Annotated in this window: 20 protein-coding genes; 14 read left to right on the plus strand and 6 right to left on the minus strand. The window is 53.0% G+C overall.

Annotated elements, in window-relative coordinates; genetic code table 11:
- Positions 1-132: 132 nt before the first annotated feature.
- The 5 genes from PUT07_RS09835 (at position 133) to PUT07_RS09855 (ending at position 4,648) form a co-directional block, all read left to right on the plus strand.
- On the plus strand, positions 133-804 hold the full coding sequence (locus PUT07_RS09835; RefSeq protein ID WP_274467779.1) for a GntR family transcriptional regulator: 672 nt from the start codon (positions 133-135) through the stop codon (positions 802-804).
- A 21-nt stretch (positions 805-825) separates the two neighbouring features.
- The gene (uxuA, locus tag PUT07_RS09840) at positions 826-1,908 is read left to right on the plus strand and encodes a mannonate dehydratase (RefSeq protein ID WP_274467780.1); all 1,083 of its coding nucleotides are present in this window, start codon (positions 826-828) and stop codon (positions 1,906-1,908) included.
- Between the two features lies 1 nt (position 1,909).
- Positions 1,910-2,764, plus strand: coding sequence for an SDR family oxidoreductase (locus PUT07_RS09845; protein WP_274467781.1), 855 nt, complete (start codon positions 1,910-1,912; stop codon positions 2,762-2,764).
- A gap of 132 nt (positions 2,765-2,896) precedes the next feature.
- Positions 2,897-3,538, plus strand: a complete 642-nt coding sequence (locus PUT07_RS09850) for a pyridoxamine 5'-phosphate oxidase family protein (protein WP_274469269.1) — start codon at positions 2,897-2,899, stop codon at positions 3,536-3,538.
- A 201-nt stretch (positions 3,539-3,739) separates the two neighbouring features.
- Positions 3,740-4,648: an S-layer homology domain-containing protein gene (locus PUT07_RS09855; RefSeq protein WP_274467782.1), complete on the plus strand. Its 909-nt coding sequence runs from the start codon at positions 3,740-3,742 to the stop codon at positions 4,646-4,648.
- Positions 4,649-5,365: 717 nt separating this feature from the next.
- On the opposite strand, the gene PUT07_RS09860 is transcribed toward PUT07_RS09855, so the two are convergent.
- The 3 genes from PUT07_RS09860 to PUT07_RS09870 form a co-directional block, all read right to left on the minus strand.
- Entirely contained in the window at positions 5,366-5,524 is a 159-nt protein-coding gene (locus PUT07_RS09860; RefSeq protein ID WP_127449393.1) for an asparagine synthase, read from the minus strand.
- A 120-nt stretch (positions 5,525-5,644) separates the two neighbouring features.
- Complete coding sequence (locus tag PUT07_RS09865) at positions 5,645-6,454, minus strand: sugar phosphate isomerase/epimerase family protein (protein WP_274467783.1); 810 nt, start codon at positions 6,452-6,454, stop codon at positions 5,645-5,647.
- Positions 6,451-7,548 (minus strand): Gfo/Idh/MocA family protein, encoded by a 1,098-nt coding sequence (locus tag PUT07_RS09870; protein WP_274467784.1) that lies wholly within the window; start codon positions 7,546-7,548, stop codon positions 6,451-6,453. The genes PUT07_RS09865 and PUT07_RS09870 overlap by 4 nt, the downstream gene beginning before the upstream one ends.
- Positions 7,549-7,697: 149 nt before the next feature.
- Between PUT07_RS09870 and PUT07_RS09875 the strand changes: the two genes are divergently transcribed.
- The 3 genes from PUT07_RS09875 to PUT07_RS09885 all read left to right on the plus strand — a co-directional run bounded on the left by PUT07_RS09875 (position 7,698) and on the right by PUT07_RS09885 (position 10,452).
- On the plus strand, positions 7,698-8,534 hold the full coding sequence (locus PUT07_RS09875; protein WP_274467785.1) for an AraC family transcriptional regulator: 837 nt from the start codon (positions 7,698-7,700) through the stop codon (positions 8,532-8,534).
- Positions 8,535-8,683: 149 nt separating this feature from the next.
- The gene (locus PUT07_RS09880; RefSeq protein ID WP_274467786.1) at positions 8,684-10,174 is read left to right on the plus strand and encodes an alpha-N-arabinofuranosidase; all 1,491 of its coding nucleotides are present in this window, start codon (positions 8,684-8,686) and stop codon (positions 10,172-10,174) included.
- Between the two features lie 5 nt (positions 10,175-10,179).
- On the plus strand, positions 10,180-10,452 hold the full coding sequence (locus PUT07_RS09885) for a DUF6171 family protein (protein WP_274467787.1): 273 nt from the start codon (positions 10,180-10,182) through the stop codon (positions 10,450-10,452).
- 1,151 nt (positions 10,453-11,603) lie between these two features.
- Here the strand turns inward: PUT07_RS09885 and PUT07_RS09890 are convergent.
- The gene (locus tag PUT07_RS09890; protein ID WP_274467788.1) at positions 11,604-11,762 is read right to left on the minus strand and encodes a hypothetical protein; all 159 of its coding nucleotides are present in this window, start codon (positions 11,760-11,762) and stop codon (positions 11,604-11,606) included.
- Between the two features lie 13 nt (positions 11,763-11,775).
- A complete protein-coding gene (locus PUT07_RS09895; protein ID WP_274467789.1) occupies positions 11,776-12,111 on the minus strand; it encodes a winged helix-turn-helix transcriptional regulator in 336 nt (111 codons plus the stop codon).
- Positions 12,112-12,318: 207 nt separating this feature from the next.
- Between PUT07_RS09895 and PUT07_RS09900 the strand changes: the two genes are divergently transcribed.
- The 4 genes from PUT07_RS09900 (at position 12,319) to PUT07_RS09915 (ending at position 16,960) form a co-directional block, all read left to right on the plus strand.
- Positions 12,319-13,521, plus strand: a complete 1,203-nt coding sequence (locus PUT07_RS09900; RefSeq protein WP_274469271.1) for an MFS transporter — start codon at positions 12,319-12,321, stop codon at positions 13,519-13,521.
- Between the two features lie 164 nt (positions 13,522-13,685).
- Positions 13,686-14,378, plus strand: coding sequence for a response regulator transcription factor (locus tag PUT07_RS09905; RefSeq protein WP_274467790.1), 693 nt, complete (start codon positions 13,686-13,688; stop codon positions 14,376-14,378).
- On the plus strand, positions 14,356-16,539 hold the full coding sequence (locus PUT07_RS09910) for a sensor histidine kinase (protein ID WP_274467791.1): 2,184 nt from the start codon (positions 14,356-14,358) through the stop codon (positions 16,537-16,539). The genes PUT07_RS09905 and PUT07_RS09910 overlap by 23 nt, the downstream gene beginning before the upstream one ends.
- Positions 16,540-16,594: 55 nt before the next feature.
- Positions 16,595-16,960, plus strand: a complete 366-nt coding sequence (locus tag PUT07_RS09915; protein ID WP_274467792.1) for a group I truncated hemoglobin — start codon at positions 16,595-16,597, stop codon at positions 16,958-16,960.
- A 50-nt stretch (positions 16,961-17,010) separates the two neighbouring features.
- Here the strand turns inward: PUT07_RS09915 and PUT07_RS09920 are convergent, their stop codons facing one another.
- Positions 17,011-19,395 carry an immune inhibitor A domain-containing protein gene (locus tag PUT07_RS09920; RefSeq protein WP_274467793.1) on the minus strand — a complete coding sequence of 795 codons (2,385 nt, stop codon included), beginning with the start codon at positions 19,393-19,395 and terminating at the stop codon, positions 17,011-17,013.
- Positions 19,396-19,613: 218 nt separating this feature from the next.
- On the opposite strand from PUT07_RS09920, the gene PUT07_RS09925 reads away from it, so the two are divergent.
- Complete coding sequence (locus PUT07_RS09925) at positions 19,614-21,167, plus strand: FAD-dependent oxidoreductase (protein ID WP_274467794.1); 1,554 nt, start codon at positions 19,614-19,616, stop codon at positions 21,165-21,167.
- Positions 21,168-21,237: 70 nt separating this feature from the next.
- Positions 21,238-22,332, plus strand: coding sequence for a low temperature requirement protein A (locus tag PUT07_RS09930; RefSeq protein WP_274467795.1), 1,095 nt, complete (start codon positions 21,238-21,240; stop codon positions 22,330-22,332).
- The last annotated feature ends 15 nt before the right edge of the window (positions 22,333-22,347 follow it).

A 22,347-nucleotide genomic window follows, 5' to 3' on the forward strand; every position in this document is an offset into this window, starting at 1 on the left:
CTTGCTCAGGCGAGAGGAGAGGCATGCTCATACCGGAATGTTTCAATTTCATGAACATAGGCCTCTTTTCGACTGCCATACTTGTATGGTAGTATGGTAGTAACAGATAAAACAAGGAGGTGAATCTCACCGTTGATCATAAAACCGACGACCAGTACAACTCGTGATGCCGTGTACCAAGCTCTTAAGGAGCAGATTCTGATGCTCGATTTGCCGCCCGGCACCGGGATTTCGGAGAAAGAAATCTCCGTGCAATTCGGTGTGAGCCGGACGCCGGTGCGTGAAAGCTTCGTGCAATTGTCGCAGGAAGGCCTGCTCGACATTTATCCGCAGCGCGGCACGTTCGTCTCGCTGATCGATCTCGAGCTCGTGGAAGAAGCGCGCTTCATTCGCGAGCAGCTGGAGCGGGCGGTAATCTCGCTCGCATGCGAAAGCTTCCCGGAGGCACCGCTGGCGCAGCTTCGCTCGAATTTGGCCCATCAGCAAGTATCCATGAAGGAGAAAGATTTCAAGATGATGTTCGAGCTCGACGAGGCGTTTCACCGAACGATCTTCGAAGGGTGCAGGAAGCTGAACACGTGGGCCGTGATTCAGCAGGTGAACGTTCATCTGAACCGGACGCGGATGCTCAGGCTGGCTGCGGACCACCGGTGGGACGAGCTGTATGAACAGCATCGGTTGATGGTAGAGGCGATTGCAGGCAAGCAGGCTGAGAAGGCTGAGCTCCTGATGAGCGCGCATCTGCACCTCACGATTGCCGATCAAGCGGTACTCCAAGAGAAGTTCCAAGCGTATTTCAAATAGCAGAAGGAGGCGGCATAAGCGATGAAAATGGTTTTTCGCTGGTTTGGCGAAGGCAACGACACGGTCACACTGCAGCAGATCAAGCAAATCCCCGGCGTGGAGGGCATTGTCTGGGCGCTGCACGACGTTCCGGCCGGCGAGGAATGGCCGATGGACAAAATTATGAAGGTGAAGGAAGCCGCTGATGCGGCGGGGCTTCATATGAAAGTCGTGGAGAGCGTCAATATTCACGAGGATATTAAGCTGGGGCTGCCAAGCCGCGATATTTACATTGACAACTACAAGAAGACGATCGCCAAATTGGCGGAAGTCGGCGTCAAAGTCATTTGCTATAATTTTATGCCTGTCTTCGATTGGGTACGGACCGATCTGCATAAAGAGCTGGAAGATGGATCGACGGCTTTGTTCTATGAGAAAGAAAAGGTGGCGCACCTCAATCTGGACGAGCAGGTGAAGCGGATCAACGCCAACCCGAACTTCACGATGCCAGGCTGGGAGCCGGAACGCTTGGCGCATCTGACGGAATTGTTCGAAGCGTATCAAGGGGTTACGGAAGAGCAGTTGTTCGAGAACGCCAAATATTTTCTGGAAGCCATCATTCCCTATGCCGAGAAATACGATATCCGCATGGCCATTCATCCGGATGATCCGCCTTGGCCGATTTTCGGCTTGCCGCGAATCATTACCGGTCAGGATCATGTTCGCCGTTTCCTTAGTCTCGTCGACAGCCCGTACAACGGCCTCACCATGTGCAGCGGCTCGCTCGGGGCGAATCCGGCCAATGATATCGTCTCCATCGTGTACGAATTCGCAGACCGGATCCCGTTCGCGCATATCCGCAACGTACGGGTGTATGAGAACGGCGATTTCATCGAAACGTCTCATCGCACAACGGACGGTACGGTTGATATTGCCGGCATCGTGAAGGCGCTTCATGAGAACGGATACGAAGGATTTTGCCGACCGGATCACGGCAGACATATTTGGGACGAGCAGTGCAGACCGGGCTACGGCTTGTACGACCGGGCGCTAGGCATTATGTATTTATGGGGATTATGGGATGCGAACCGCAGACAATTACAAGATGAAAGGGTGGTCGGCTAAGATGCTGAACTTGACGCAATTTCCGGCTTTGCAAGGCAAAGTTGTCGTGATTACTGGAGGAGCGGGCGTGCTATGCCGAGTGATGGCGCTTGAATTGGCGCGCCAGGGCGGACGAATTGCGATTCTCAACCGTTCCGTGGAGAAAGGTCAAGAGGTCGTGGCTGAAATTGCCGCAGCGGGCGGCGAAGCGATTGCCGTTTCCTGCGACGTGACGGACGAGGCGAGCGTCAAGCAAGCGGCGGAGGCGGTGCTGGGGCAGCTCGGACCGTGCGATATTCTGATCAACGGAGCAGGGGGCAATCATCCGAGCGCGAACACGACGAATGAGACGTTCAAACTGGAGGATTTGACGAATCCGGACGTTCAATCTTTCTATGATCTTAGCGTCACAGGCTTCCGCAATGTGCTGGATTTGAACTTCGTCGGCACATTGATTCCGACACAAATTTTCACTAGACAGATGATCGGCCGAGAGCATGCGACAGTGATCAATATTTCCTCTATGAGCGCGCCTTCGCCGATGACGAAGGTACCGGCATACAGTGCTGCGAAGGCTGCTATCGACAATTTCACGCAGTGGCTGGCCGTGCATATGGCGGAGAGCGGCATCCGCGTGAATGCGATCGCGCCGGGCTTCTTCTTGACGAAGCAGAACGAGAAGCTGCTGCTGAAGGAAGACGGCTCGCTTACCGAGCGCTCGCATAAGATCATCACCCATACGCCGATGCGCAGATTCGGCAAGCCGGAGGATCTGCTCGGCACGCTGCTGTGGCTGACCGATCCGAACATGTCCGGTTTCGTCACCGGCGCGACGATTCCGGTGGATGGCGGATTTATGGCTTATTCCGGCGTATAAGCCCTTCAGAGACTGTTCCAACGCAGAAGTTAGCGCGTTTGGATAGTCTCTTTTTCATCAGAGAGGCTGTGATTCGTGCATACCGCAAGGTATAATGTGGGAAACAGCCTATAGTTAAGAGAGGGACTTATGATGCACACACAATTTCACGATGTAATCGCCTCCCAAGAGCAATTCGAGGAGCTTCGCGCGCTGTGCGGGAACCCGAGTCAGCGGGCCGCCGATAAAGTGATTTCGCATCTCGATCGTCATTGCCGGGAGTTTATTGCCAAGTCACCGTTCCTGACACTGGCTACAGCAGACCGGGACGGCCGCTGCGACGTATCGCCGCGTGGAGACGCCCCCGGCTTCGTGCAGGTGCTGGATGAGGGCAGGCTGTTCATACCGGAGCGTCCGGGCAACCGGAGAATGGATTCCATTCACAATATAATGACCAATCCGTATATCGGACTTATCTTTTTCATACCGGGACTGGGGGAGACTTTGCGGGTCAACGGGCGAGCCTGTATTAGCCGTGACCCTGAGCTGCTTGAACGAACCGCTGTGAACGGGCGAGCACCCCTGTTCGGAATTGGCGTCGTCGTTGAGGAGTGTTACATGCACTGTGCCAAAGCCATGATCCGCTCGGGCTTATGGTCGCCGGAGTCGTGGATTTCCCGGGAAGCGCTGCCTTCCCCTGCGCAAATGCTGATCGATCATGCGAAGCTCCGGAATACGAACGCCGAGCAAGTGGCCAAAGAGCTGAATGAAAGCTATGTGAACAGGCTATATTGAATAGTGGGCTGCCGTGCTGCGATCGGCGGTCTTTTTTCTTTTGGCATGCGGATCGCTGAGTTCGTATCGCTAGCATGCGCGCCGGCAAAGTCTTGAGTAAAAAAAAATTCCTGTAGATGCAACCTTTCTTGAAACTCCTCCGTTTAGTAGTTAACTCGAGAGAGTTATAAAAAATAACGAAATAAAAGGAGAGAAGTTACTGTGAAAAAGTTAGCTAAAGCCGCATTATCAACCGTCCTTTTGGGAGCCATGTCGTTTAATACGGCATTTGCCTTCTCCGACGTAGAAGCCGGACAAGCCGAGGCGATTAACGCCCTTCGTGACCGTGGCGTCGTGAGCGGAGTGGACAACGATCGTTTCGTACCAAAGGGTAAAATCAGCTATGCGCAAAGCGTGCAATTGATCGTGAAAGGGCTGGATCTGAACCTGGATACGCTGCGTTTCGTCAAACAGCCGCTTGCCTCCGATTTCTATACGAATATCGCGAATGATTCATGGTACGCTCAAGCGTTCATTATCGCTCATTTCAACGGGGTAGAGCTTCCGAAGGATGTCAATCCGAACGCCTCCATCACGCGGGAGCAATTCGGCGAACTGCTCATTCGCGCTTTGGAGAAGAAGGGCAATTTCCCCATGATCAACATCGTCCCTGCCGAGATCAAGGATGCGGATCAGATCACACCAGAGTACCAAGGCGCGCTTCAACGCTTGCTGAAGTACAAAATTGCCGAGCTGGATAAAAACGGCAAGTTTAACCCGAAAGCGGAACTGACGCGCGGCGAAGCGGCTTCTTGGGTTTATCAAGCAAGCAAAGTGCTCGCAGCCCACGCGCAAAAACCGCCGGTAGTAACGGAGAACGTTACCGTGACGGTGGAGAAGGTCAATGACGACGTCAACAAAGTGACATTGTCCCGTGAATCCAAGCCGACTGCAGGTTATGCGATCGACATTACGGGGATCAGCTTCGAGTCGGACGGCCGTGCGGTGATCACGTACACGTTGACGGATCCGCAGCCGGATTCGATGAATGCGCAAGTCGTTACCGAGGCTAAAGCGGTAACGTATGTTTCTTCCAAATACAATGCTGTTGCCGAGCCGGCAGCGAAATAAGAACGTATAGCGCCACTCCTGTATGGGGGGGCGCTTTTTTTAGGATATAAGAATTTATATGTTTTGTTTTGGGTTTGGGGTGAGTGAAGCTTACCCCTTAATTAAATTTTTGGTTTGGTAAAGGTATGGACTCGAACTTACTGAAGCAACTATTTTTCGATGAGCATCGATACTGGGATGCCTTTGTAGAAAAGCATAAAGAACATATTCGACCTAACGTAGTGAAAGAAGTATAGAAATTTCGTGGCTGAGGGGATCCCCGAAACGGAAAAATGGAGCCGAGCTTTCTTGATCTGCGGCGTGGCGTGGCGGGGCTCTCTCGTTGAGGGAGCCGAGCTTTCCTTGGTCAGCCGCAGGTCGTAACTGGAATTTCTCCCGTTATTCGCGAGAAAATTAGCCCAGTTGTACGAATAAAGGGAATTCCTCCCGTTAATTCATCCTCATTTCGCGTACAGGCTGCGAGTACGGGCTGAATAACGGGAGGAATTCCTGTTATTCAGCATTTGAGGATCCGCCAGGCTGCATGTAACAGGAGAAATTCCCGCTATGGGCGGGACTCTCGGTAGAGGCTTGGCTCTCTTAGAGGAGCTGAACTTGCTTGTTATTGTCGCTCGGCTGCGAGATACATTCTGGATGTTTGAAACAGGAAGAAGGTGCATGCTGACGATGAGCATGCACCTTCTTGATTGCGGGAATGTCCCGGCCTTTCCGAACCTTTTACCGATGCTCGATGAGGTCGATAGCCCCCAAAACAACGTGAGCCAGTCCGAATCCCAGCACACCAGTTGCAGCAAGCTTATACTTGCTTCCCAGTAAGGAAGCGGCAGAAGCAGTTACGACAGTCCCGAGAACAGCAGGGATTAAACCTTCACGCATGTTTGATCACTCCCATTGGTTAGTTGGAAAGACAAAGCTTAGTGTGAAACAAAAGCACACAAATTATCCGCACGGCCGGGACGAAGAACAAACGTGCATCCAGACCGGTATCTATACCTACTATGCCTGCGCCAACAACTCCTGCAAAAATAATTTCGATCTTTTATAATCTTCGATCATAGACCGCAGGGGCTCCATGCCCGGAGGATGCCACAATTCAAGTGCAAGCCAGCCCTCGTAGCTGATGTCCTTGACCGCACGAATCAGTTCATCGAAGGCAATGCTGCCCTCGAGCAGATCTTCCGCCGGCATCCGGCCCGCTTGATTGCGCAGATGGAAATAATGAATCCGCTCCGGAAAGCTGCGAATCCAGGCGATCGGATCGCATCCGGCAACCGTGGCCCAAGCGGTGTCCACGCATAGTCCGACGGCCGGGTCTGCGTACTTGACGACCGATCGCAAGTCGCCTTCGGCATGATAGGGATCGGCTGCATGGTTATGCAGGCTGACGCGGATGCCGAGCGGGGCGACTTTTCTGGCGATTTCGGACAAGTTCTCCCCCTGCCTGATGAAATGCTCCTCTTTCTTCGGAATCGGATGCGTCCAGCTGCCCCATGGATCGGCGTTCAGGAGCAAATGCTTCCCGCCTGCCGCCGCGAGTCTTGCCGCGTAGGGGGCGATGCAAGTCTCATAATCAAGCTTCTCGAAAGGCTCGTGAATTTGTAAGCCAAGATACGAAGCGGATACCGCCAAGCAGTACTTCCGGGCTAGAGCGAGCTTCTCAGGGGTTGCGTCGATTTCTACAGCATCAAGCCCGGCTTCCGCACATTCGCGCAGCAGATCGTCCCAGCTATGTGGCTCCGGTCTGCCGTCTCTTTGCCAACGTTCCGTCCAACCGTACATATTGGTGGCAAATCCAAGGATATTCATGAACGCACCTCCTGATCGCGATGTATGGTGATCGTCTGCGGCTTCATACCGGTCTGCGCACAATCGTACAGCGCCCTGATGAGCAGGAAATGGTCGAAGGCTCGGCGGTTTACATTGGAGAAGGAAGGAAGACCTTTGACGGATTGATAAAAATGCAGCAGCGGATGATCGAAAATGGTCGTTGGCAGCCTCGGCGGCATCTCCGCCATATGCTCTGCCAGCTTGCCTTCCTGATCCCGCCGGATATATACCGGCTGCCGGGAGTCGAACGGCGTCCAACTGACCGAACCGCGCGTACCTTCGATTTCGGCTCGAACATATTCCTTGCCGTGTGCGCACGAGGCGCGTTCGTAATGCACATGAACGGAAGGCAGGCCGTTGCGGTGGAACGTCATGCTGGCGCCGACATGGGTTTCCACGTCAAAAGAGAGGTCCGCCGGATCGGCGCTTGTGACCGGCTTCGCTAGCCATGCGGACTCGATGTCGACGGCGACTGGATCGAGAACATCCAGCAAGGCGGACATATCATAGGGTCCCCAATCCATGAGGACGCCGCCGCCGCTTTTGCTGCTGTCAAGGAACCAAGGGCTCTCGGGCTGATATTCGATGCCCGAACGGCCGCGTTCCCATTTGTTCACGAACGTCATATGGTAGATGTCGCCCAGCTCGCCGGAGCGGACGATTCGCTTCGTCGCCTCCATGTGGTGCATGCCCTTGAACCGTACGCTGCAGCAGCCAAGCAGTCTGGAGTGCGCGTTCGCCGTCGCCAGCATAAGCTCCGCTTCCTCCATGTTCATGGCCAGCGGCTTCTCGCACAGGACATGGCGTCCGGACTTCAGGGCAGCAACGGCTAGCTGGACATGGGCGAATGGCGGTGTACCTACGATGACGACATCATCCTCGCGCGGCGGCTCGCTGTCCAGCATGTCTTGGGCGCTGCCGAATGTTAAAACGCCCGGGAACTTTTCCAGAAACGCCGCTATGGCGTTAGGGTTCGGATCGGCTGCGCGAAGCTCGGCCGGCTCCGGGAGCTTCGCGGCCGCTTCCGCATGCGTACGGGAAATAACGCCGACACCGATTAAATAGATTCTCATGATATAATCACCTCGTTGACGTATTATTAACATCCATTAATTCCACTCTAGCACAGGCAGCCTAGCGGATTCTCTTCCGGATCGGGGATAAAACTCGTCATTTTGTCCGCCGGGTTTTTCAGACGTGCAGCAGGGAGGAGGTCATCGTTATGTATGTGGAAAAGCTCATATTAAGCCGCTCATTAGCGTTTTGCCCAGTGGAGGGTTCCCCGGATCCCCATGATTTGCATGTGCATGATTGCTTGGAGGTCGGCGTTCTGCTGAAGGATGAACTGATTTACAAGTTCGGCGGTCATACGTACCGGGGACAGCCGGGTGACGTATTCGTGTGCAGGCCATTCGAACCGCATTGGAGCTATGCGCTGCCGGGACGGACGTTCGAATCGATACTCGTCCTGTTCAGCCCCTCCTTGCTTCGGCAGCTGCCGGACGGGGGCAGGCTGCTGCTGCCATTCTACACGCAGATGAGCATACCGCCATTGATCCCGGCTCATACTTCTTATGCGCAGAACATCCGGGATGCGGCAGTGCGGGCGGCAGAGGCTCAAGCCCGGCAATCCAGCTCTTGGATGACGCGGCAGTACATGCATCTAATCGCGATTCTGCTGGAAATCGAGCAGTTCGCAGCTGAATTTCAGGCGGAGAAGCAGACCGGGAATTGGAATGCCTCCGTTTCGGATACGGTAGGATTCCTGCTCGAGCATTACCAAGAGGCGCTGGATACGGACATGCTCGTGGGCAAATCCGGGCTGGGGAGAACGTCTTTCTTCGCGCAATTCGGAGCATTGACAGGTCAAACGCCTCATGAATTCGTGAACCGACTGCGCCTGCAGCACGCCATGGATTTGCTGCGCACATCCCGGCTTTCGATGATCGAAGTGGCGGAAAGCAGCGGCTTTCAATCGCTCAGCACGTTCAATAAGCAATTCAAGCAGCATATCGGCGTAGCCCCGCGGGAATACCGCAGGGCTTATCCGGTGTTATGAACCGTCAGGGGAAGACTGGCGGTTTTTTACTTGTGGATTTTCAAAAAAACGGTTGCAAAAGCAGAAGGATCCCCTTAATATAAGAATTAATTGAATTCATGATATTGCTTATCGATTAATAAAAACATTAATTTGAGGAGTGATTTTACTTGAGCAATCGGATCACCATCAACGCCGATAGGGCGAAAGGGACGATTAACCGCAACATTTATGGACATTTCTCCGAGCACCTGGGACGTTGTATTTATGAAGGATTATGGGTTGGCGAGGATTCGGAGATCCCGAACACGAACGGCATTCGGAACGATGTCGCTGCGGCGTTGAAACGAATGAAGATCCCTGTTCTTCGTTGGCCCGGCGGCTGTTTCGCGGACGAATATCATTGGAAAGACGGCATCGGTCCCAAAGAAAACCGCAAGCGCATGATCAATACGCACTGGGGCGGCGTAGTGGAGAACAACCATTTTGGAACGCATGAATTTATGATGCTCTGCGAAATGCTGGATTGTGAGCCGTACATTAACGGGAACGTTGGCAGCGGCACCGTGCAAGAAATGTCCGAATGGGTGGAATATTTGACGTTCGAGGGCGTCTCTCCGATGGCTGAGCTGCGCGCTTCGAACGGCAGGGCCGAGCCGTGGAAGGTGAAGTACTTCGGCGTAGGCAATGAGAACTGGGGCTGCGGCGGCAACATGCGACCGGAATATTATGCGGATCTGTACCGTCAGTTCCAGACGTATGTCCGCAACTATGGCAGCAACCGGATTCACAAAATTGCTTGCGGACCTAACACCGATGATTATCATTGGATGGAAACGCTGATGAAGTCGGCCTCCCGTTTCATGGACTCCATTACGCTCCACTACTATACGGTGACGGATACTTGGCAGGAGAAAGGTCCTGCGACGGGTTTTCCTGAAGAGAAATTCCGCGTCGCTTTGAGGAAAGCGCTCTATATGGAGGAGCTGCTCAGCAAGCACTCCGCCATTATGGATCAGTACGATCCGGAGAAACGCGTCGGGCTGCTTGTGGATGAGTGGGGAACGTGGCACGATGTGGAGCCGGGGACGAATCCGGGCTTCCTGTATCAGCAGAATACGATTCGCGATGCGCTTATCGCCGGGATGACGCTGAATATGTTCAACAGCCACTGCGACCGCGTGCAAATGGCGAACATTGCGCAGTTGGTGAACGTGCTGCAGGCCGTTATCCTTACGGAAGGCGAGAAAATGGTGCTAACCCCGACTTATCATGTTTTTGATATGTACAAGGTTCATCAGGATGCCGAGCTGCTGGACATTCATTCGTCCATAGCCGAGCTCGGTTCGGGTAAAGAGGCGATACCGCAAATCTCTGTTTCCGCCTCGAGGGATGCGGAAGGCCGAATCCACATTTCCTTATGCAATTTGGATCATGAGGCCGGTGCGCATGTAGCATTGGAGCTGCGGGGACTTACCGGCTCTATAGCCTCGATTACCGGGACAACCTTAACTTCCGATGTGATCGACGGCCATAACACGTTCGAAGAGACGGACCGGGTAGCGCCGGTAACGTTTACTGCTTTCACATTGAATGGCGAGCAGCTTAGCGTGGAGCTTCCACCGATGTCGGTTACCGTTCTCGAGTTGCGGGCGGAGTAGCTGACATGCCGGAGAATCGCCAGTGCAAAGGATGCCGGGACGACTTCAGGGTAACCGAAGCGCACATAGCGAAAATGCTGACGGCGCCTATGTTTCAGACGGACGCTTGCGTGCCTGATGACGTCTACCGCGAGCGGTTGGAGATGTGCTATCAGTGTCCCAAGCTGGTTGGCGGGACAACCTGCTCGCTCTGCGGCTGTATCGTGCGGGTCAGCGCCAAGCTTAAGGACAAAAGCTGCCCGTATCCGGGTGCTGCGGGCTGGCAGCGATATGCATAAGGGAAGGTTGGTCGGGAGCATCCTGGCCAACCTTTTTTCTGTGAGAGCGACAGACTGTTGCAGGGGGAGGAAAGGAGGGTGCAAGCGGCCGGTGGACAGGAGCTAGGTTAAGATTTGAAGGTGGAGGTGAAGGTGCAGAGTGATTGAACGTAGGAGAAGGAATAGATTAAAGGAACTTAGGAGAAGGAATGTAGGAGTAGGAACAGGGTGAAGGAATAGAGGTGAACAAGCAGAACGTAGAGCTTACATGATAGTCCGAAGCACGCAGCTCATTGGATTTTCTAACGGACACCACAGCCGTTAATGCAGAGAAAATCACCCCGCCGCAGATCTAACGGACAGGAGAGCCGCTATTCGCCTGCTTTGAGGCGAAATCGCCCTCGACAACGGCAAATAGCGACGCTGGTGTCCATTAGAATCGGCAATCGGCGGAAATCAGCCGAATATGCGACGCTGTGTCCGTTAGCCGCCGACGCGGGCAGCCCGCGCTCTATGCGCGGATAAAGAAGCAGCGCCACAACTACGTGCCGCACTGTGCTGCGCCTAGCGACACGCCATCCTCATGATCTAACGGACACCACAGCCGTTAATGCAGAGAAAATCACCCCGCCGCAGATCTAACGGACAGGAGAGCCGCTATTCGCCTGCTTTGAGGCGAAATCGCCCTCGACAACGGCAAATAGCGCCGCTGGTGTCCGTTAGAATCGGCAATCGGCGGAAATCAGCCGAATAAGCGCCGCTGTGTCCGTTAGCCGCCGGCGCGGGCAGCCCGTACTCTATGCGCGGATAAAGAAGCAGTGCCACAACTACGTGCCGCACTGTGCTGCGCCTAGCGACACGCCATCCTCATGATCTAACGGACACCACAGCCGTTAATGCAGTGAAAATCGCCCCGCCGGAGATCTAACGGACAGGAGAGCCGCTATTCGCCGGTTTTGAGGCGAAAACGCCCTCGCAAACGGCAAATAGCGTCGCTGGTGTCCGTTAGAATCAGCAATCGGCGGAAACCAGCCGAATAAGCGCCGCTGTGTCCGTTAGCCGCCGGCGCGGGCAGCCCGTGCTCTAACGCCACAACTACGCGCCGCTATTCGCCTGCTTTGAGGCGATACGCCCTCGCAATCGTCAAATTCAAGAAGTTGCGGCCATACCTGCTACTTCTTAATCAGCTTCAATTGAATCGCTTGCTCTTCCGTGAGGATGAATTCCTCTTTCGGCCAGATTTCCTCGTCTTTGTCGCGGCCGAACAGTCGAAGAATGTCCTTCCAGACGCCCTTCTCAATGGCTTCCGCTGCAGTGATCATGATCTTCATAGCAACCGCCTCCTTATGTGCTTTCTATTAAGCTTAGTTCCTCCGTTTGCTTGATATGCTGCTCTCCCCAAGCACACATCGCATCCAGGATCGGCTTGAACGACCAGCCGTACGGCGTCAAGGAGTAGACCACCTTAGGCGGTACCTGGTCGTAGCTCGTACGCTTGACCATCCCGTCTTCCTCCAGCTCGCGGAGCTGCTGGGTCAACATTTTTTGCGTAATGTCGGGCATAAGCCGCTTTAATTCGCTTGTTCGTTTGTCACCTTTGTCCAAATGGCACAGGATAACGACCTTCCATTTTCCGCCGATCACCTCGAGCGTTGCTTCAACCGGTACGTTGTATGGCATCGGATAACCTCCCGTATAATTTTTATAGGTACTTAATAGTGCCTATAGTACTTATGAGTACCTATAGCACTTCATGGTATCTATGATACTTCAAAGTGCGTACTTATCAAAAAGTTTCTGTGATCCTATAATAGCACTCAGACAACAAATCATAAAGTGTTGCCGCCGGATCACATTCATATACAGGAGGTAATTATGAGTCAAACCATGACAACATCATCTTCAACCATAGAGCAAACAAGTAAGGTTCAATCTGGAAAATGGGCGCTGCTCGCGCTAGCCATCAGCGCATTCGGGATCGGAACGACAGAATTCGTTCCAGTCGGTCTGCTGGCATCAATTGCTGATGATTTGCACATCGGCATTACGCTGGCCGGGCTGCTCATTTCCGGTTACGCCATAGGAGTCGCGCTGGGCGCACCTATTTTGACGGCATTGACGAATCGGATGAACCGCAAGACGCTGCTGATGCTCTTAATGGTGATCTTCATCGTCGGCAATTCAGCGGCCGCGCTTTCCTCATCGTTCTCGCTGCTGTTGATTGCACGCTTCATCACCGCTTTCTCGCACGGCGTTTTCTTCTCCATCGGAGCCACGATCGCCGTTCAGCTCGTACCGCCTTCCAAGAAGGCCAGTGCGATCGCCCTTATGTTCACGGGACTAACGGTGGCAACCGTAACTGGGGTTCCACTGGGCACGTTCATCGGGCAAATGTTCGGATGGCGGGCGACATTCTGGGGAGTGGCCCTGCTAGGCGTCATCGCGGTTTTGGCTAGCGCCGCCTTGATCCCCAAAAATTTGAAGCAATCGCCTCCCGCCAAAATGTCCGATATGCTTCGTCTGGTAACGAATAGCCGCTTAGTGCTTGGCTATGCCATCACAGCGCTCGGGTATGGAGGCACGTTCGTCGCTTTTACTTATTTAACCCCGATATTGCAAGATGTAACAGGGTTGAGTCAGCATGTTATCTCCGTTGTGCTGCTGGTGTACGGGATCGCCGTGGCGATCGGCAATTCGGTCGGCGGCAAGTGGGCTAATGGCAATGCGCTGCGCGCATTATTCTGGATGTTTATCGGCCAGGCTGCGATCTTGATTATGCTGACTTTCATGCTGCCGTTCAAGACGGCTGGCTTGATTGGGGTCTTCCTGATGGGTCTGCTGGCCTTCATGAACGTGCCGGGCTTGCAGCTGAACATTGTACAGCTCGCCGAGAAATACGTGCCTTCGGCAGTCGATGTCGCTTCTGCACTGAACATCGCTGCGTTCAATATCGGTATCGCAGTAGGCTCTATTGTCGGAGGTGTGGTTGTCGACACCATCGGTCTCGGACATACGCCATGGATCGGCGGATTGATGGTTGTGGCTGCCGCACTTCTTACAGGCATTTCCGCCAAACTGGAACGAAAATAATGAAATGTAAAACCGTCACACGGGCTGTGGCGGTTTTTTCTCTATCATTCTTAAGAAATTTGTCATATTTTTAAATAGTTATTTGTAAATGTCATCCATTACTATAGGAATAGGGATGAACGTTTGCCGCGGCAGCATCCATTTCAGAGATGAGAGGTTAGAGCATGCAGAGATACAACATTCTCGTCGTGGACGATGAGCTCGAAATCCAGGACGCGATAGAAATCTATTTGAGAAACGAAAATATGAATATTTTCAAAGCCAATAACGGAAAGCAAGCCCTCCAAATGCTGGAGGAGCATGACATCCATCTGATGATTCTTGATGTTATGATGCCTCAAATGGATGGGATTCAAACGGCGTTTAAAGTGCGGGAGAGCCGGAATATTCCGATTCTGATGCTTTCGGCCAAGACGGAGGATACGGACAAAATCATAGGTTTGAACGTTGGCGCCGACGATTATATGGGCAAGCCGTTTAGTCCGCTGGAGCTGGTGGCGCGGGTCAAATCGCAGCTGCGGAGATATATCCGTTTCGGAAATTATCAGCCGAGCGACAACGAGCTGGAGGTGCGCGGGCTGGTCTTGAACAAAGCGACTAAGAACGTATCCGTAGACGGCGAAGAAGTGCGCTTGACGGCAACGGAATATAAAATTCTTGAGCTGCTGTTGGAGAACAAAGGACGGGTTTTCTCAATTGAAGAGATTTATGAGAAAGTTTGGAAGGAAACCTGCTTCAATGCGGAGAACACCGTGGCCGTCCATGTGCGGCGAATTCGTGAGAAGATAGAAATCAATCCACGGGAGCCAAAATATTTGAAGGTGGTATGGGGCATTGGTTACAAGATTGAGAAATAAATATGTGCGGGGGTTGTTGTGGGTTTCGTATATGTATGCGGCTGTTTTCGCCGTCTGCACAGCAGCCGACTTGCTGGTTCATAACGAGCTGTTGAGGAAAGAAGCTTATCTGCACAGCAAGGCGTTCAATGACGAGTTGGCGCTGCATTGGAATCTGATTCGTTACACGGTGGAAAATGCGAACTATCCGTCGCTTAAGGACGATGAGAAGATCGGCGATAAACGCATGGCAGCGTGGCAGGAGCAATACGCGGCGATGGAGCAGCGGGGAATCATCCGGGCACAAAGTCTGTATGAGGATTGCATTGCGGAAGCGAAGAACCGTGAAAAGCCGGAAGAAGTCAGACAGCTGGAAGAGCAACGGGACCGGCAGCTGGCGCAGATCCCCCTCGAAATTCCGAAATTGATGGAGATCCGAAAGGCGGAATATTTGGCGTACAAAAATAAAGAATGGAACGACGTGAAAGCCAGTCTCGCTGCGCGAAGCGGCGGCTTCCAGTATTACATACGTGACAAGAACGCCCATCGCACTTATACCAATTTGTCGAAGGAGCCCTCCGGCGCGGACGTGACGCAAGCTTTATTTGGATTAAAACTGCCGCAGGCGGATGCGAGCAGCCTGTTGCTGTCCGGGATCAATAAATATTTTCAGGCGAATGGTCTTGAAGGGTATCTGCTTATTCCGCGAACCGCCCCCGGCTTCAGCCAAATCCATGCCGATTATGCTTATTTGAACAACATTCGCGACCGGCTGCTTGTGGAGCTCGGCGTACTTGCTGTGAATCTGGCCGTTCTGGGACTGCTAACGTGGTATTTCGTAAGGGTACAGGAATTCCGCATCGTACGCGAGGAGCTATCTCTGACCTGGATCCGGCGTATGCCAGTCGATGTTCGTTTGTTGGCGGCTATCTTCATTATGGGCATCGGGCTGCTGCAGGTCGGCGGCAACTCGTTCTTTCAATTGCCGATCCGGTTCGGTCAATTCGTCGAATGGACTTGGCTGGTCATTACCGCGACACTGTTCATCTTGTTCGTTATCGACGCCATGCGCATGTCAGCCGGGAAGGGAGAGTGGCATGACCAGTGGAGCCGCAGCCTAGTCCGAAGAGCGTCCGCTCTGGTCGGGAGGCGGTTCATTAGCCAATCGGTTCTGTTCAAGGCCGGCTTCGTCGGCGGAGCGACGGTTCTATTAGGCGGATTTCTCATCATGGCTTTCATCGGAATGGCTGAAATAGACAGTGCGCCTGAACTTTTATTTTTCGGACTCCTCTATATCGTGCTCTACAGCGCTACGATCGTGCCGTACGTGTACCGAAGGTTGGTCCGGTTTCAGCGCATCATAACAACCGCCGAGCAGATGGCCTCAGGCCGTATGACCGAGTCGATTCCGGAGAAGGGCCGAGGCCATCTGGCGCTCCTGGCAGGCCAATTGAACAATATGAAGGCCGGCTTCAAGCAGCTGCTCGATAAGGAAATGCGGAGCGAACGGCTGAAGACGGAGCTGATTACGAACGTTTCCCATGATCTCAAAACGCCGCTCACCTCCATCATCAATTATGTCGATCTGCTGAAACAGAAGGATTTGACGCCGGAGACCACAGAGCGCTATGTGGAGGTCCTGGACCGCAAGACGCAGAGGCTGAAGGTGCTCATTGACGATCTGTTCGAAGCTTCCAAAATGTCGAGCGGAGCTGTCGAGCTGCAAGTGGAAACCGTTAACGTTTCCTCCTTACTGAGCCAGGCTTTGGCCGAATTCAGCGATAAAATCGAAAGCTCCGCAGCCGGTTTCCGCATACATATTGAACATCCGCAGATTACCGCGGCTCTGGACGGACGTAAAACGTGGCGCATCTTTGAAAATTTGATTTCCAACGCATTGAAGTATGCGATGCCGCACACGAGAGTGCATCTGAACCTGCGCGAAGAGCAGGAGAACGTTATTTTCACGATCAAAAACGTGTCCGCGTACGAGCTCGATTTCGAGGCGGAGGAGCTGTTCGAGCGCTTCAAGCGCGGGGATCAGTCCCGCCATACGGAGGGCTCCGGATTGGGGTTATCCATTGCCAAAAGCATCGCCGAGCTGCAAGGCGGTGAGCTGCACATTGAGATGGACGGCGATTTGTTCAAAGTGACCGTGTTATTTCGGAAGACGAAGGTATGATTCGGTAAAAAACGGGTAAAGTATTCCATGAGTAAACTTGGAAAGGATAAACTTTGTGGATCAAACAACAACCTTATATGATAAACTTGGCGGAGAACAGGCCATTGGCAAAGTGGTGGACTATTTCTACGAACTCATTCTAGCGGATGATACGATCAATGACTTCTTCAAAAACACCGACATGGAGAAACAGCGCAAGCACCAAACGAAGTTCATTTCCTTCGCATTAGGCGGGCCGAATCAATATTCCGGGCTCTCCATGGCGAAGGCGCATACGGGGATGAATCTGCAGCCGGAGCATTTTCAGGCGGTTGCGGGGCATCTCGCGAATGCTCTTGCACATTTCGGTGTGCCGCAGTCAGACATTGATCAAGTGATCGGGCATGTGGCTGCGCTGAAGGATGATATTCTGTACAAATAGGCGAAGGGCTCCCGCCAAGTTAACACGACTTGGCGGGAGCCCTTTTGATTTTATTTATGAATCCAGATTAACCCGGCGGAATTATCTTTCGCTTCGCCGACGACATGGAACTTCAGGCCGTAGTTCGGGACAAGGCGTCCGGCATCCGGGATTAATTGATCCACATACACTTTGGAGTCTGAGAACTGCTCGACACCAGGCTGCGATTTGTAGGTATACTCGCCTCTCAATTCATTGTTCACATACCAGGATGGTGTTTTGTCCAAAGAGAAAGCGGCATCCGCAACTTGATAGCGGGTCGTTTGGGAGACGGAGTCCTGACCGTCCTTCTGGAATATCATGGCTTTCGGATGGGAATCGACGACCCCGAGGAACCCTTGGCCGGGATGGATGCCGACCCAGTTGTCGAGGTAGCTGTCATCCGCGTACCAGACGACGAGTCCTGTATTGTATTTGACACCGCGGCTGAATGCCAATGCTTTATCCGAACCCGCATAATTTCGCCACTCGAGGTAGTAATAGTGCTTCTTCATTTCCACTCCATTCGATTGGATGAAGCCGTTCAAGGCAAAGCCGGATGGGCCTTCCGCATCGTCGGAGAAGACGGTTTGGCCGTCTACCGTTAATTTGGCATTATCCATGGCGAATCCGTTCAGAGCCAGACCGCCGTCCGTGACATAATCGAAGTGCAGGGACACTTTGGAGCCGGCGAACGGCGTTAAGTCGTAGGACTTGTCGACCCAAGTCCCATTCGTCGTTTCCGCTTTGGCATCGCCATTCGTATCCTCGTCGCCGATCACATCCAGCGTCACTTCCTGCCCTGTGTAAGTGACCGCTGTAACGGTAAGATAATCGTATTCGAATTCAACCTCGTATAAGGATTTAAAATCAAATGATGCCGTTTGGGCATGGGTCAAATCGAACTCAGGTGTAGAAAGCGTCGTGTGCAGATTATCGCCCTTCGTACTGTAATAGTAGCGCGAACCGAACGCCGGCTGTATGCCAGGCACCGCTTTATCCGGCAAATTCACCTTGACGATTCCCGGGTTGTTGGATTTCGTCACGCTTTGATCGATGATCGCCGCAGTGCCCAGCTGATTAATGTCGGATGCGTTGATTTCCGTCACATTCGCCCAATTACCGCCCATCGTCCTCTGGAAGAAATCTTTGTTCTGCGGGGAGAAGGAGGTCGGAGTCGTGCCTGCAATGTTCCCGTTCCAGCTGCCGCCGCTCATGATCGACCAGGATGCAACGGGCTCTCCTTGTCCGGTATATTGGGTGTCGTATTCATCCGGAAGACCGAGATCGTGACCGAACTCGTGGGCGAATACGCCTACCGCTCCGTCTTCGGGCTGGATGGTGTAATCATAGGCCGCCATGCGGCCGCCCCAATAATCTACACCGGCCGTCGTGCCGGGCACCGGGTATACGCCGTTCAAGGTCCAACGATGGGACCAGATGGCATTGTCGCCCAAGGCGCCTCCGCCGGCTTCTTGTCCGGTTCCGGCGTGAATGATCATCAAGTGATCGACCAAACCGTCCGGTTCGTTCTGATTACCGTCGCCGTCGAGATCATAGAGATCGAACTTGTCGTAATCCGCCAGATTAAGCCCATTGGCAACAGCGGCATTGAGCGCATCCTTCACAAGATCGCGAGGGCCTAGCGGATTTAAGTTGTCGTGGCCCCCGGCCGGATTGTCGTCCCCGTATTGCGCAGCGCTGCCCGGCACCGTCAACCAGTCGGACACATAGCCGTCCACCGTATAGCTGCCGCCGGATTGTTCCTCATAATACTGCTTGAACGTTTGAATTTTGGAGCCGTCGAACAGTTTGAAATCCTTATCTCCGAACATCAAATTCTGGTAGTGCTCGCGGTTGAAATCCTTGGCATACATGAAGCCGGGCTCCTGCTTCACATTGTTATGCTTCAGATCCGCGAATTCCGCCAAAAGAACAAGCACCTTGTCTTCGCGCACGGGGCCGTTATAGCCGCTTTGCTTGGCCGACGGGATCAGGATGCCGTTACCGTTGCCTTTCTTCAGGTTATCGAGGCCTCGGTTCATTTGCGAGGAAAGCTGAACTTTCTGCTTGGCTAGGAACGCCTTCGACTTTTGGTCGATTTCGTTGTGAAGCCTGCTTTGCGGATCCGTTTTCGGATTCGCAAGTTTATTATTTTTGATAGATAAATAGGATTGTACCGCTTTGGATATTTGTTCCGGAGTTGCTGCTTTGCTTAGGATCCCGCGGTCCATCAGTCCCTTGGCCAGTCTCTCGTCATTGACCACCATCGCGTCGATTGGCGGCGATTCGAGAGCTTCCAGCGATTCCGGGGTGCCGGCTTCCGCTCCGGCAGCGGCTGCTGCGGTGGCGAAGAGGCCTAGCGTTAAGCTTGTTGCGAAAAGCACGTTAGTCATTTTCAAGATGCGTTTTGTCAAATAAGGCAACCTCCTATTAGTGGATTTAATTGACCGTTGTACAGTTAAATTAAATAATAGATTGCCAAATCTAGTAAGTGCTGCTAGACCTGCGCAGATAGGCCTACCACATATTTCCTCTTTCGACTTTTTGTGAGCGGAAAAGGAGGAATTTGTAGAATAAATAGAGGGAGAAGCGGATAATTTATCCAAAAGAGGTTTTTCAGGAGGCTATGATCATGTCAATCGAATCGACTAAGCCGGCACTGCCGCAGTTTCCCAAATCGCTGTGGCTAAGCACGGCCCATATAGACAGCTATCCCAAGCTGGACAAGGATTTGCAGGTGGACGTGACCGTCGTTGGAGCGGGTATAACGGGGATGACAACGGCTTATCTCCTCGCGACGAAGGGGCTCAAGGTCGCTCTGCTGGATGCAGGGCGGATTTATCACGGCACAACCGGCCATACGACGGCAAAAATCACGGCGCAGCACAATCTTGTGTACGATGAATTTATTTCTCACTTCGGAATGGAGAACGCCCGGCTTTATTACGAGGCGAATCACGAAGCGCTGCAGTGGGTCAAGCAGCTTGTCGCCGAACATCACATTGCGTGCCAGCTCAAGGAGGAGGATGCCTATATCTACACGGGCTCGGAGTCCGGCGTCAAGAAAATCATGGACGAGTGCAGCGCTTACGACAAGCTGGGTATTCCCGGCGGATTGGCCGAGCATGTGCCGCTTCCTTACGAGACACGTGCGGCTGTCGTCATGAGAAAGCAAGCGCAATTCGATCCCATACCATTCCTGAACCATCTGAAGGAACATTTCCTCCGGCTGGGCGGGCAATTGTTCGAACAAACGACCGTCACAGGCATGGAGAAGGGACCTCCGGCTGTCGTCAAAACAAGCGACGGCTTCCGCGTCACGAGCCCCTATGTCGTTGTCTGCTCGCATTTCCCTTGTATCGACAAGGGCGGCTTCTACTTTGCACGGCTGCACGCGGAGCGCTCCTATGCACTCGCAGCCCGGACAGGGAAGAAACTTGCCGGCGGCATGTACCTTAGCAGCGACAATCCGGCCCGCTCGCTCCGCACGGTGACGGCGAACGGCGAGGAGCTGCTGCTGATCGGCGGAGAAGGCCACAAAACGGGGCAAGGCATCTGCACGTTTCAATATTATGAGAAGCTCCGGGAGTTCGGAGCGGAACAGTTTGATCTGCAGGAGGTCGTATACCATTGGTCGGCACAAGATTTGTTTACGCTCGACAAGCTGCCTTATATCGGCAAGGAGCTGAAAGATCAGCCTCATATTTTACTGGCTACAGGCTTTAAGAAATGGGGCATGACCACAAGCGTTGCGGCCGCTTTATTAAACGCCCGCTTGGTAACCGGTGAATCGAGCCCGTATGAGGAGCTGTTCTCGCCATCGCGTTTTCACGCAGATCCCGACATCAAGACGTTTGTCGTTCAAAATGCCGATGTCGCCAAGCATCTGATCGCAGGCAAAGTCGATATCGTTCACCGCAAGGCGGAGGAGCTTGCTCCCGATGAGGGAGCGGTTGTCCGTGTGAACGGGCGCAGAGCCGGCGCCTACCGGGATGCAGCCGGCGAGCTGCATGTCGTGGATACGACTTGCACGCACATGGGCTGCGAGGTCGAGTGGAATGAGGCGGAGCGGACGTGGGACTGTCCGTGTCACGGGTCGCGGTTTGCGTATAATGGCGACGTCATGGAAGGGCCGGCCAAGAAACCGCTCAGCCAAGTGAACATGGCGTCCGCGCAAAATAAATAACGATGTGCCTCCATATTTTCGGTATAATAGGTGCAGGAAGTGGACTTATGCCTATTTATGGAGGACTGATATGAACGTTGTCAAGAAAGTAACCTGGCTGGAGTTATTTTACGATTTACTGTTTGTTGCGGCGGTTTCCAAATCCACCCATGTGCTGCTGCATGCGGATCACGGGACGATTCATCTGGAATATCTCGTCAAATTCGTGCTGATTTTTATCCCGATCTGGTGGGCATGGGTTGGACAAACACTGTTCAATAACCGGTATGGCGAGGATGTTTTCGCCCATCGTATTTATATGATTTTGCAGCTGTTCTTCGTGCTGATCATGACCTTTAGCTTATCAACCGATTTCGATCGCTACTATGTGCCGTTTTTCATAGGGTATATCGGATCAAGAGTGCTTACCGCACTGCAATACTTAGCTGTTCAAAAGGGAGAAACCTCCCACCGGGCCGCGACCGCACGGTACCTGGGTAGCCGGTTCTGGATCGGTATCGTAATCTCGAGCGCTTCGCTTTTCTTCGATTCGTGGGTCCGGTATTTAATTCTTTACGCGGGCATTGCCGTTGATGTGCTTCTGCCTGTCATCGGAAGACGCATTCTGGTACATACACCCATCAACACGCATCATTTGTTGGAACGCTTCGCCTTGTTCACGCTGATTTTGCTTGGCGAGTCCGTGGTCAGTACGTTGGCCGTTCTGCAGTCGAGCAATGGGTCATGGTCTTCCGTTGTGTTCGCGGCTCTGGCATTCGTGGTCGTGATTGCGATTTGGTGGCAGTATTTTGAAAATATCGAGAGGAAAGTGGACAAGGGGCTGCAAACAGCGGGCCAAACGATCATCTATGGGCATTTGTTCGTTTATTTATCGCTAAGCACCGTAGCAGCGTCCATTCAGCTCTTATTTATGGAGCAGTTGTCCTACAGATTTATACTGGGCATGGTGTTTCTCTCCGTGCTGCTATATTTCGCGTCGACGACAGCCATATTCCACCGTTACAGGCATAAACATTTACAGCTGAAGCCTGCTCATTTGTTTCTTTTTCTGGGCGTATGGGGCGCGTTCCTGCTGTTTGATTGGTTTGTCGTTGTCCCCAGCTATATCATTCTCGGTGAAGTGGCCGTTTTCTTCATGCTGTACGCGCGAATAGCGACTCGCTGAACGCTTGATGGCAGT

The organism is Paenibacillus sp. MAHUQ-63 (assembly GCF_028765165.1).
GTDB lineage: Bacteria > Bacillota > Bacilli > Paenibacillales > NBRC-103111 > Paenibacillus_E.